General features: G+C 70.4%; 10 protein-coding genes. All 10 read right to left on the bottom strand.

Features of this window, described 5'->3' with window-relative positions; translation table 11 throughout:
• Window positions 1–40: 40 nt before the first annotated feature.
• The 10 genes from J2X60_RS08230 to J2X60_RS08185 all read right to left on the bottom strand — a co-directional run bounded on the left by J2X60_RS08230 (window position 41) and on the right by J2X60_RS08185 (window position 12,082).
• Entirely contained in the window at window positions 41–1,081 is a 1,041-nt protein-coding gene (locus J2X60_RS08230; RefSeq protein WP_309887062.1) for a hexose kinase, read from the bottom strand.
• Window positions 1,078–1,866, bottom strand: a complete 789-nt coding sequence (locus J2X60_RS08225; protein WP_309887061.1) for a DeoR/GlpR family DNA-binding transcription regulator — start codon at window positions 1,864–1,866, stop codon at window positions 1,078–1,080. Before J2X60_RS08225 ends, J2X60_RS08230 begins: the two co-directional genes overlap by 4 nt.
• A 366-nt stretch (window positions 1,867–2,232) precedes the next feature.
• The gene (locus J2X60_RS08220; protein WP_254791852.1) at window positions 2,233–3,036 is read right to left on the bottom strand and encodes a carbohydrate ABC transporter permease; all 804 of its coding nucleotides are present in this window, start codon (window positions 3,034–3,036) and stop codon (window positions 2,233–2,235) included.
• Between the two features lie 131 nt (window positions 3,037–3,167).
• Entirely contained in the window at window positions 3,168–4,178 is a 1,011-nt protein-coding gene (locus J2X60_RS08215) for a sugar ABC transporter permease (RefSeq protein WP_309887060.1), read from the bottom strand.
• 4 nt (window positions 4,179–4,182) lie between these two features.
• Window positions 4,183–5,508, bottom strand: coding sequence for a sugar ABC transporter substrate-binding protein (locus J2X60_RS08210; protein WP_309887059.1), 1,326 nt, complete (start codon window positions 5,506–5,508; stop codon window positions 4,183–4,185).
• 199 nt (window positions 5,509–5,707) lie between these two features.
• A complete protein-coding gene (locus tag J2X60_RS08205; protein WP_309778289.1) occupies window positions 5,708–6,262 on the bottom strand; it encodes a DUF2231 domain-containing protein in 555 nt (184 codons plus the stop codon).
• An 83-nt stretch (window positions 6,263–6,345) separates the two neighbouring features.
• Window positions 6,346–8,514, bottom strand: coding sequence for an ATP-dependent Clp protease ATP-binding subunit (locus tag J2X60_RS08200; RefSeq protein ID WP_083403134.1), 2,169 nt, complete (start codon window positions 8,512–8,514; stop codon window positions 6,346–6,348).
• Between the two features lie 48 nt (window positions 8,515–8,562).
• Window positions 8,563–9,981, bottom strand: a complete 1,419-nt coding sequence (locus tag J2X60_RS08195; RefSeq protein WP_309887058.1) for an MFS transporter — start codon at window positions 9,979–9,981, stop codon at window positions 8,563–8,565.
• Between the two features lie 130 nt (window positions 9,982–10,111).
• On the bottom strand, window positions 10,112–10,387 hold the full coding sequence (tatA, locus tag J2X60_RS08190; RefSeq protein ID WP_309778284.1) for a twin-arginine translocase TatA/TatE family subunit: 276 nt from the start codon (window positions 10,385–10,387) through the stop codon (window positions 10,112–10,114).
• A 207-nt stretch (window positions 10,388–10,594) separates the two neighbouring features.
• Entirely contained in the window at window positions 10,595–12,082 is a 1,488-nt protein-coding gene (locus J2X60_RS08185) for a sugar transferase (protein ID WP_309887057.1), read from the bottom strand.
• Window positions 12,083–12,181: the final 99 nt, after the last annotated feature.

Raw genomic sequence — 12,181 nt, 5'->3', positions numbered from 1 at the left:
GCGCGGGTGCTGCGGGGTTGAGTGTGTGTGCGGGGGTGGGTCAGGCGGGTTCGGGCGCTCGCTCGAGCGCTCGGACCTCGATGCCCGACGGGTCGGTGTGGTCGAGGGCGGGGACGTCGCTTCCGGGGAGGGCAGCGGCTGCCGCTCCGGTGGCGACGGCCTGGGCGAGGCGCTGCTCGGGCGACTGCCCGGCGACCTCGGCGAGCAGGTAGCCGGCGAGGGAGGAGTCCCCCGCGCCGACGGTCGAGCGCGCCACGATCCGGGGTGCTGCGGCCGCGTAGCTCCCGTCCTCCGTCACGAGGACGGCTCCGGCGCTGCCGAGCGTCAGGAGCACGGTGCCGACGTTCTTGTCACGGAGGCGCTGCGCCGCGATCGCTGCCGCGTCGACGTCCCGCTCGAACTCGTCCGGGTCGCCGCCGACGACCTCGGCGAGCTCCTCGGCGTTCGGCTTCACGAGGTCGATCCGCTCGCCCGACTGCAGCAGCGCGGTGAAGGGGACGCCCGAGGAGTCGACCGCGATCCGGACGTCGTCGCCGTGGCGCTGCCGGACGGCTCGGACGAGGACCGCGAGGGCGTCGTCCGGCAGCCCGGGGGGCAGGGAGCCGGCGAGGACCACCCAGCGTGCGACCGGTCCGGTCGCGGTGGCACCGGCGGTGTCCGCGACGAGGGCCGCGAGGTCCTCGAGGCGACCCGCGAGCGACGGACCGGGCTCGTTGAGCTTCGTCGTCGTGCCGGTCGGCTCGGTCACCGTGACGTTCGAGCGGAGCGGTGCACCGATCGGGAGGGCCGCGGTCGGGATCCCGCGCCTCGCGAGGCCGAGCAGCACCGGGTCGAGCTCGTCGCCGGGCAGCACCGCCACGGTGTCGCCGCCGCTCGCGACGACGACCCGGGAGACGTTGACGCCCTTGCCTCCGGGCTCGGCCGTGGAGCGGGTGGCGCGCTGGACGGCGCCGCGCTGGAGTTCGCCGGCGAGCTCGATCGTGCGGTCGAGGCTCGGGTTCGGGGTGACCGTGACGATGCGGGTGCTCGTGGTGCTGCGTGTCGTGTTCGTGTTCGTGTTCGTGTTTGTGTTCGTGGTCATGCGACGACCACCTCGACGTCGGCCTCGGCGAGCGCTCCGGCGAGGTCGGCCGGCGGCTCCTGGTCGGTGACGATCGTGTCGATCTCGTCGAGCCGGGCGAACCGCATGAGCGCCTCGACCCCGTGCTTCGCTGCGTCCGCGAGGACCACGCTGCGGCGGGCCGCGAGGACGTACGCCCCCTTCACCGCCGCCTCGTACTCGTCCGGCGTGCTCAGGCCGAACCCCGCGGACAGGCCGTTCGTCCCGACGAAGGCGATGTCCGGACGCAGCGCGCCGATCTGCTCGACCGTGGCCGTCCCGACGGCGGCGCTCGTCACCCCGCGGACACGGCCGCCGAGCAGGTGCAGCTCGACGTGCTCGCTGTGCTGCAGGGTCGCGGCGATCGGGACCGAGTTCGTGATGACCGTGAGGGTCGCCCCGGCCGACGCGGGTTCCCACCGGGCGAGCTCGGCGGCGACCGCGGCGCAGGTCGTGCCGGCGTCGAGGGCGATCGAGCCGGTGAAGGTCGGCGAGACGAGGCGCATCGCGGCCCGGGCGATGGCGGACTTGGCGGAGTTGTGCTGCCCCTCGCGCTCGGCGACGGAGAGCTCGACGACGCTCGATCGGCCGACCGGGACCGCTCCCCCGTGCACGCGGCGCAGGAGGCCGGCGGACTCGAGGGCGTCGAGGTCACGTCGGACGGTCTCGGTCGTGACGTCGAAGTGCTCGGCGAGGTCGGCCACGGACACGCGGCCGGCGTCCTGCAACGCTGCTGCGATCGCGTCGTGCCGCTCGGTTGCGTACATGCCCGAACTCCTTCGTTCCCGTGGGTTTCGGAAAGAGTACGTCCCGATGCCACACAAACGCAACCGTTCCGTGCCGGAACCAACACGGCCGCAGGTCGGCGGGCCCACCTCCGCCCGGTCCGCCCGGTCCCGCCCGCCCGGTCCCGCGGCCCGCCCAGGCCGGTCCCACCCACGGCCGAGGTCGCACGAACTGCCGCCCGCACGCCCCCCGAACGGCACGTCGTGCGACCTCGGCAGAACGCAGACGGCAGGTCGTGCGACCTCGGCCCCGCCCCCACCCGCGCGCCCGACACACACCCCGGACACGACGACGCCCCGACCCGCCGGAGCAGGTCGGGGCACGGTCGTCCCGGAAGTCGGAGCGCGTCAGCCCTTGACGGCCCCCGCGGTCATCCCGCTCACGAGCCGCCGCTGCACGATGAGGAAGAACACCACCACCGGGATCGAGAACAGCACACTCGCCGCCATGAGCCCGCCGAAGTCCGTCCCCTTGTTCGTCGAGAACCCCGCGAGCCACACCGGCAGCGTGTACATCCCCTGGTCCTTGAGCATCACGTAGGCCGTCAGGTAGTCGTTCCACGCAGCGATGAACGCGAACACACTCGTGGCGATGACCCCCGGCATCACCAGCGGGAACAGCACGCTCCACAGGATCCGGAACGTCCCCGCACCGTCGACCTTCGCGGCTTCCTCGATCTCGACCGGCACCGCGACGAAGAACCCGCGCATGACCCAGATCGAGAACGGCAGCACGCTCGCGACGTAGGCGAGGATCAGCCCGATGTAGCTGTTGAGCAGCCCGAGCGACTGGAACGACAGGAACAGCGGGATGAGCAGAGCACCCGACGGGATCATCTGCACGAAGAGGATCGCCACGAGGATCGCCCGCCGCCCACGGAACCGGAAGCGCGACAGCGCCGCCGACGCCAGGAACCCGACGACGATGGACAGCAGCACGGCCGCCACGACCACGATCGCCGAGTTCCGCAGGTACACGAGGAACCCGTCCTGCGTCAGCGCCCGCGTGAAGTTCTCGAGCGTCGGCCGCAACGGCAGCCAGATCGGCGTGAGGGTCGTCACCTCGTCCGACGGCTTGAACGCCGTGTTCACCATCCAGTAGATCGGGAACACCCAGACCAGGCAGAAGACCACCGCGATCGTGTTCGCCACGACCCGTGGCTTGCGTCGGCGCGCACGCACCGGCGCGATCGGACCGGGCCGGGAGGCGCGGCCTGCCCCCGTCACGTCGGGTTGCGCCTCGGAAGCGGTCGCCCCGGTGACACCGGGGGTGGTCGTCGTCGTCACAGGTCTTCCTCCCCGCTCCGGACCAGCCGGCGGATGTAGTAGCTGGTGAGCGCCCCGAGGATCAGCGTCGAGATGACGGCGATCGCCGCGCCCTGCCCGTACGCGTTCGACACGAAGGACTTCACGAACGTCCAGATGCCGAGGGTGAGCGTGGTGTCCTCGGGCCCGCCCTTGGTGAGCAGCCAGATCTGGTTGAAGACGTTGAAGTCCCAGATCACCGAGAGGATCGTCACGAGCAGCAGCGTCGGCACGAGCGCCGGCAGGGTGATCGAGCGGTACATCGCCCACGCGGATGCCCCGTCGAGCGCCCCGGCCTCGTAGTACTCGGGCGCGATCTGGGACTGCGCGGCGTACAGCGTCAGCGCGACGAACGGCACCGCCTGCCAGATCACGAGCGAGAGCACGATCGTCAGTGCCTGCCCGGGACTCGACGCCCAGTTGTCCTGCGTGTGGTCGCCGAACACCCCGAGCTGGGTGATGAGCCAGTTGAGCACGCCGTAGAAGGGCTGGAAGAGCCACTGCCAGACCAGGCTCGACGCGACGTTCGGCATCGCCCACGCCAGCACGAGCACGACGCTCACGACCGTGCGCATGACGACACCGAGCCGGGTCAACAGCTGGGACACCGCCATGCCGATGCCGATGGTCCCGATCACCATCGCGCCGGTGACGAGCACGGTGCGCAGCATGACCGGCCAGAAGCTGGCGTCGGTGAGGACGTTCGTGTAGTTCGTGAAGCCGGCGAACCCGGCCTGCCCGGTGAAGATCGCCCGCAGCCCGTAGTCCTGGAAGGAGATGGCCACCAGGCGGACGAGCGGGTAGACGACGAGCGCGAGGAGCAGCAGCGCAGCCGGTGCGAGCAGGACCAGCGGCGCTCGTGACGAGGTGAGCGATCGACGCCCTGCGCGACCGCCCGGCCCGGTGGGACCGCGACGCCCCGTCGACCCACGCCGGGTCCCCGGCTCGGCCTGCGCCGAACCGGGGACCCGCTCCGCAGTGGAGGTCATCGAACTACTGCTGCGCGTTGAGCGCGGTCGTGAGGTGCTCCGAGAAGCCCTCGGCTGCCTGCTTCGGCGTCTTCCGACCGGTGGCGACGTCCGCGAACATCGTCTGGAACGTCGAGTCGCCCTCGATCGTCGCCCAGCCCGGGGTCGCCGGCGTCGGACGGCTCGTGGAAGCCGCCTCGAAGTACGGCTTGTGGAGCTCGTCCACGTCACCGGCGACCGCGTCGAGCAGCTGCGTGGAGTTCGGCTCCCAGCCGTCGACCCCGAACACCTGGTCCTGCTGGAACTTCTTCGAGGTCAGGATCTTCGTGTAGTACAGCGCGAGGTCCTGGTTGGCGGACTTCGACGGGATGCCGAGGTCCGAGCCACCGAGGAACACCGGCTGCGTCTTGCCCGCCGTGCTCGACGGCATCGCGAACGTGCCGATCTGGTCCTTGAGCTCGGGCTTCGCCGTGGTGATCGAACCGATCTCCCACGCGGACCCGAGGATCGCCGAGGTGTTGCCCTGCGCGAAGACGTCGGACTCGGCCGGCTTGTCAGTGTTGATGTCCTGCGTGGACTTCGCCGAGTACGAGTCCTGGAAGTCCTTCCACGCGGTGAGGCCCTTCACGGCGTCGGCGGAGTCGATCGCGCCCTTCCACTTGCCGTCCTTCTCGGTGGCGATCTGCCCACCGGCGTCCCACACCCACTGCAGCCCGCCGTACCAGTACTGCCCCGGCATGTAGAACGCCGAGAAGTCCGCCTGCGGGTTCTTCGCCTTGACCTTGTCGAGGTCGGCCGTGAGCCCGTCGTAGGACTTCGGGACGTCGGTCACCCCGGCGTCCGCCCACATCTTCTTGTTGTAGATCACCGCGCGGTTGCCGGCGAAGAGCGGGGCGCCGTACAGCTTGCCGTCCACGGTCGCCGGGCCCTCGAGCCCGGAGAGCCACGTCTGCCCGTCGGCCAGCTCGTCCTTGTACGGCGAGAGGTCCATCAGGCCACCCGTCGCCGCGTAGACCGGCACCTGCGTGTTGCCGAGGTCGACCACGTCCGGCGCGTCCTTCTGCGCGAGGGCCGTGGTGAGCTTCGTGGTGATGCCGTCCCACTGCTGGAGCTGCAGCTTCACCTTGGCACCGGTGGCCTTGGTGAACTGCTTCGCGGCGACGTCGAGGATCTTCGGGCTGAGGTCGCCGTTCATGATCCAGACGGTGAGGGTCTTGCCCTTGCCATCGGGTGTGCCGATGGACTTCGTGCCGCCGTCGGAAGCTCCGTTGCTTCCGGCGGAGCACCCGGTGAGGGCGAGCGCGCCTGCGAGGGCGAGCGCACCGAGTGCGGCGAAACGCGTGCGTGTCACGTTGACTCCCTTGGTCCGACCTTTATGAAAGGACGTTGCGTAATGGTGAGTAAAGACCCATCACGCGGGGATGTCAACCACGAATCGGCAGGCTGTGGACAATCGCGATCCGCATGTTTCCGGGGGATCACGGATGTGGAACGGATGATCGACGGCGCTTGACGAACTGGTCATGACCAGGCATGATCAGCACCCACGCTCAGGCGTCGAACGGCACCTCGCCGTGCTGGCTCACACCCGCACGCTGCCGGTAGGCGAGGTGCCCACCGAGGTACCCGCCGACGCCGACGACCGCGAGCCCCGCGAACCCGAGGAGCTTGCCTGCCCCGTGGTTCCCGGACTTCCGTTGCATCCACGACAGCCCGTACAGCGAGATGCCCACCCAGTTCACGGCCTGGTGCACCCAACCGGTGCGGAGTTGCGCACGATCGAGCTCCGACCAGTCGACGTAGCCGGCCACCGAGGCGCTGCCCGACGACACCAGCCCCACACCGACGAGGGTCTTCGCCGCCCGCGCGTTCCCCTTCCCGCCGATCAGGTCGAGCACCGCCGCCGAGATCCACGCACCGAGCGGCACCTGCACCATGAGCGGGTGCAGCGGGTGCCCGAACGGCACGCCGTGGAGCAGCTGGCGCAGTGCCTTCGGCTTCGCGAGGGCGTTCACCACGGAACGATCGATGTCGACGGCCTTGTCGAGCACGCTCGCGTGCTCGACGGCGTCGGTGAGGCGACGGAACGCTCGGATCTCAGGCATGCCCTGGACCGTAGGCCTGGAGGCGCGGTGCCGGTCCCAGGAACCGGCACCGCCCCTCCAGGTCGTCACGTCCAGTGCGCCGCCTACTCCTCGACGATCTCCGCGAGTTCGAACGGCTCCACCGTCAGCTCGTCGCCGCCTGCGGCGACGTCGACGCGGACGGTGTCCCCGTCACGCACGTCACCGGCGAGGATCGCCCGCGCCAACCGGTCGTCGATCTGCCGCTGCATGAGCCGGCGGAGCGGACGCGCTCCGTACACCGGGTCGTACCCGCGCTCGGCGAGCCAGGCCCGGGCGTCCGGGGTGACGGCCAGCTCCAGTCGGCGGTCGGTCAGCCGGCGTGCGAGCCGGTCGACGTAGAGCGACACGATCTGGCCGAGGTCCTCTTGCGTGAGCGCCTGGAACACGACGATGTCGTCGAGTCGGTTGATGAACTCGGGCCGGAAGGCCTGCTGGACGAGCTCGCGGACAGCCTCCTCGCGCTGCACGTCGGTGATCGACTGGTCGGTCATGAACTGCGACCCGAGGTTCGACGTCAGGATGAGGATCGTGTTCCGGAAGTCCACCGTCCGGCCCTGACCGTCGGTCAGGCGGCCGTCGTCGAGGACCTGCAGGAGCACGTCGAAGACCTCGGGGTGGGCCTTCTCGATCTCGTCGAGCAGCACCACGGAGTACGGGCGACGCCGGACGGTCTCGGTGAGCTGCCCGCCGGCCTCGTAGCCGACGTACCCGGGCGGGGCGCCGATGAGCCGCGCGACCGAGTGCTTCTCGCCGTACTCGCTCATGTCGATCCGGACGAGTGCCTTCTCGTCGTCGAACAGGAACTCGGCGAGCGCCTTGGCCAGCTCGGTCTTGCCGACGCCGGTGGGGCCGAGGAACAGGAACGAGCCCGTCGGACGGTCCGGGTCGGAGATGCCCGCGCGGGTGCGACGGACCGCTTCCGACACGGTCGAGACGGCGGAGCGCTGCCCGATGATCCGACGGCCGAGTTCGTTCTCGAGGTGCAGGAGCTTCTCGGTCTCGCCCTGCAGCAGGCGCCCGAGGGGGATGCCCGTCCACTGCGCGATCACGGCGGCGATGTCCTCGTCGGTGACGCTGTCGTTCACCATCCGGTCGGCCTGCTCGGCTTGTTCGGCGGCGGCGAGCTCGGCCTCGATCCGGGGCTTCTCGCTGTACTCGATGCGCGACACGAGTTCGTAGTCGGCCTCGCGCTGTGCCCGCTGGGAGCGCATGTTGAGGTCGTCGAGCTGCTGCTTGAGTTCACCGATGCGGTTGAGGCTGGCGCGTTCGGCCTGCCACCGCTGCTCGAGTTCGCCGAGCAGGGTCTCGCGGCTCGCGAGCTCGGCCCGCAGCGTCTCCAGCCGGGCCTTCGACGCGTCGTCCTTCTCCTGCTTCAGCGCGAACTCCTCGACGCGCAACCGGTCCACGGTGCGCTTGAGCTCGTCGATCTCGACCGGGCTCGAGTCGATCTCCATCCGGAGCCGGCTCGCGGCTTCGTCGATGAGGTCGATCGCCTTGTCGGGCAGCTGCCGACCGGAGATGTACCGGTTCGACAGGCTCGACGCGGCCACGAGCGCTGAGTCGTTGATCGTGACCTTGTGGTGCGCCTCGTAGCGCTCCTTCAGGCCGCGGAGGATCGCCACGGTGTCCTCGACGCTGGGCTCCCCCACGAAGACCTGCTGGAAGCGCCGTTCGAGGGCGGCGTCCTTCTCGATGTACTCGCGGTACTCGTCGAGCGTCGTCGCGCCGATGAGTCGGAGCTCTCCGCGCGCGAGCATCGGCTTGAGCATGTTCGACGCGGCCACGGAGCCTTCGCCCCCACCGGCGCCCATGAGCGTGTGCAGCTCGTCGATGAACGTGATGACCTGCCCGTCGGAATCGTTGATCTCCTTGAGCACGGCCTTGAGCCGCTCCTCGAACTCGCCGCGGTACTTCGCGCCGGCGATGAGGGCGGACATGTCGAGCGACACGAGCCGCTTGTCCTTGAGGGAGTCGGCGACGTCACCCGCGACGATCCGCTGGGCGAGTCCTTCGACGACGGCCGTCTTGCCGACGCCGGGTTCCCCGATGAGCACGGGGTTGTTCTTGGTGCGACGCGTCAGCACCTGGGAGACGCGTCGGATCTCGGCGTCCCGCCCGATCACCGGGTCGAGCTTGCCGTTGCGGGCGATCGCCGTGAGGTCGACGCCGTACTGCTCGAGGGCGGTCTTCTGTCGCTCTTGCGAGTCAGGAGCGCCCTGGAGGTTCGCCATGCGTTCCGTCCTTTCGTTGCGGTGGTCCTGTAGTTGAGTCTACTCCACTCAACTTGCGTTCGCAGCGGGAGATTCCCGCCGCGGGTTCCGGATGCCGACGGCACTCACGAGTGCGCCGGCGAGGAGCAGCAGCGCCATCACGACCATCGCGCGGTGCAGTCCCTCGACGCTCACCGCACCGCCGAGGACGATCCCGGCGAGCGCGACCATGACGAGCCCGGCGATCCGCGCGATCGCGTTGTTGACGGCCGAGCCCGCACCCGCCTCCGACTGCGGGACCGACCCGAGGACCGCACTCGTCAGCGGCGTCACCATCAACGCGATCCCCGCTCCGACGAGCACCAGACCGGGGAGCACCGACCACCAGTACCCGATCGGCTCGTCACCGGCGAAGAGCAGCAGGAGCGCCCCGACCGCGGCGATCGCAGGACCGGCGGCCATGAACCACCGCGGACCCCAGCGGTCGGCCAGCGACCCGACCGTGGTGGAGAGGAGCAGGAGCATCACGGTCGGGGGCAGCGTCGCGAGGCCGGCGAGCCAGGCCGGGAACCGCCAGACCTCTTGCAGGAACAGCGTCACGACGAAGAACACCATCCCGAGGGCCCCGTAGATCGACAGCGTCGCGAGGTTGCCGACGGTGAAGTTCCGCGCACGGAAGAGCTCGAGCGGGACCAGGGGTGCACCGTGCCTGCGGGTGACGCGGAGCTCCCACGGCACGAACGCCACGAGCGCGGCCCCGCCGAGCACCAGCGCGGCGAGGACGACCGGCGCGCCCCACCCGATGCGCTCCTGCTCGATCAACCCGAGGACGACACCGCCGACGCCCACGACCGCCAGCACGGCGCCGACCACGTCCACGTGCGCCCGCGGCCCCACCCGGACGTCCGCCGAGATCCGTGACACGAGCGGGATCGTCACCGCGATCGGCACGGCCGTCAGCACGAAGATCCACCGCCAGCCGACGCCGTCCACGACGAGGCCGCCGACGACCGGCCCGAGGATCGTCGCCGCGCTCGACCACGCCGTCCACGTGCCGATCGCCTTCGCCTGGGCCGCACCGCGGAACGCCGCCACGATGAGCGCGAGGGCACTCGGGCTCACGAGCGCACCACCGACGCCCTGCAGCGCCCGGGCGACGATGAGGACCTCGCCCGTGGGGGCGATCGCGCACACGATCGAGGCGATCCCGAAGACCACGAGGCCACACGTGATGATGCGGACGCGGCCGAACAGGTCGGACAGACTGCCGGCCACGAGGATGAGCGAACCGAGCGTCACGAGGTACGCGTCCACCGTCCACTGCTGCACGACCAGTCCCCCGCCGAGTTCGTCGCGGATGGCGGGGAGCGCCACGTTCACGACGCTCGAGTCGAGTCCCACGACGAAGGACGACAGGATCGCGACGACGAGCACGACACGGCGGTCGTCGCGGAGCGGGGCCGTGGCCGACGGGGCTGGGGTCGTCATGTGCCCATCCTCCGCCACCGCGCGCGGTCCCGCCTGCCCCTCGGAGGACCTGTGGACAACTCGCCGGACACGACGAAGCCCCCGCGACCGATGGGGTCGCGGGGGCTGCCGACAGGACGGGGCTGGGGTCCTAGTTCCTGGAGTCCGAGTTCGGCTGGACCGACGGGCCGGGGTTGACGACCGGCTGCGGAGCCGGCTCGGCCGCGGTGTTCGTCACGGTCGTGGCCTGCACGCCGGGGTCGGTGCCCTTGGCCTTCTTCTCGTCGTCGCCCATCTCCTTCTTGAAGATGTTGATCGACTGCCCGAGGCCCTTGGCGAGTGCCGGGAGCTTGGTCGCACCGAACAGCAGGATGACGATCCCGAGGATGATCAGCAGGTGTACGCCACCGAGGTTTCCGAGCATCATGACTCCTTGAATCTGGATCTGGTCGCCGTCTCCGAGTCACCGTCGACGCGTGCGGCGGAAGTCCGTCGTGCACCCATCGTAACTCGCACCGGTCGGGAAACCCAGGCCGGGCACCCGAACGGACACCGTTCGCACAGGCAGCACCCCCGGACTGCCGTTGCAGCCGGGGGGGGTGCGCGTGCCGGTCGCGGGTCAGGCGCGACCGGGTCAGTAGGCACCTCGGGAGCGCAGCACGGACGGGATGGTCCGGGCGAGGATGACGACGTCGTGGACGAAGGACCAGTTCTCGACGTAGTGCAGGTCGAGCCGGACACCGTCGGCCCAGTCGAGGTCCGAGCGGCCGCTCACCTGCCAGAGCCCGGTGATGCCCGGGGTCACGAGCAGCCGACGGTCGGCGAAGTCCTCGTACAGGGCGACCTCGCGCGGGAGGGCGGGTCGGGGGCCCACCAGGCTCATCGAACCGGTCAGGACGTTCCACAGCTGCGGCAGCTCATCGAGGGACGTCCGACGCAGGAACGCACCGACCCGGGTGATGCGCGGATCGTGCTTCATCTTGAAGAGCGGCCCCGCGCCCTCGTTCTCCTGCTCGAGCGCGGCCATCCGGGCTTCGGCGTCGACGCACATCGTCCGGAACTTGAGGATCGGGAACTCCCGCCCGTCGCGCCCCACGCGGGTCTGGCGGAAGAACACGGGGCCACGGTCGTCCGCGCGGATGACCAGGGCGATGACGGCGAACACCGGCGCGAGGAGCAGCAGACCGATGCCGGCGCCGACGACGTCGAGCGTCCGCTTGCCGATCCGCCGCCGGTAGTCGGGCGTCTCGACGTGCATGAGCGGCAGGCCGTCGACGGGTCGTTCGTGCACCCGACCGGCGGCGATGTCCGCCAGCGGCGAGGACACCACGAGTTCGACGCCGTGCGCCTCCAGTTGCCATCCGAGCCGCCGGAGTCGCTCGTGCCCGCCCCGGATCGCGCCGGCGACCACCACGGCGGCCACCGGTTCGCTCTGGGCCCGGTCGAGGACGGCGTCGACCCCGTCGATCACCGGGACGCTCGTGTCCCCGAGCGGCACCCGGGACCCGGGCCGGACGCAGTCGGAGATGACCGCCCGGACGCGGTACCCCGCCGCAGGGGTGGCCGCGATGCGCCGTCCGACGTAGGTCACGTCGTCGAGGTCGCCGACGAGCAGGACGTCCTGCAGCCCCTCACCCCGGCAGCGACGTCGAGCGAGCACGGTCCGGACGGCCTTCCGACCGATCGCGAGGAGGAGCAGCCCGAGCGGGAACGCGATGGCGACGTAGCCGCGGGCGAGGTCGACCTGGACGGCGTACGCGACCCCGGCCACCGTCGCGACGGTGACGAGGCTCGCGGTGATGAGTCGCCGGAACTCGTCGCCGCCGACGCCGACGATGCGCGGGTCTCGGCTGCGGGACACCGTGAGCAGGACCATCCAGACCACGATCATCACGGGGGCGACCACGAACTCGGTCCACCCGGCAGCGCTCGAACCCGCGGGGAGCTCACCGGGGAACCGGACCACGTGGGCGACGGCGAACGCGACGAGCAACAACCCCAGGTCGAGCCCGGCCAGGCCGAAGCCCGTCGCACGACTGCGGCGGGTCCGGCTGCGGGTCGGACGCCCGACGACCTCGACGGAACGGGACACCGCGCTCAGCGGTCGCATCGCGAGTGACATCGGGAGCCCTCCTGTCGGCCACCGGCCGGGGAAGGACCGACCGGGTGCCGCCGTCATCCGGGAGGACGGAACGGCACTCCGATCAGAATATCACGCTGG

This window comes from Curtobacterium sp. 320 (assembly GCF_031455235.1).
Classification (GTDB): Bacteria; Actinomycetota; Actinomycetes; order Actinomycetales; family Microbacteriaceae; genus Curtobacterium.
Note: the sequence above shows the minus strand (reverse complement) of the source record. Positions and strands in the feature narration are given on the sequence as shown.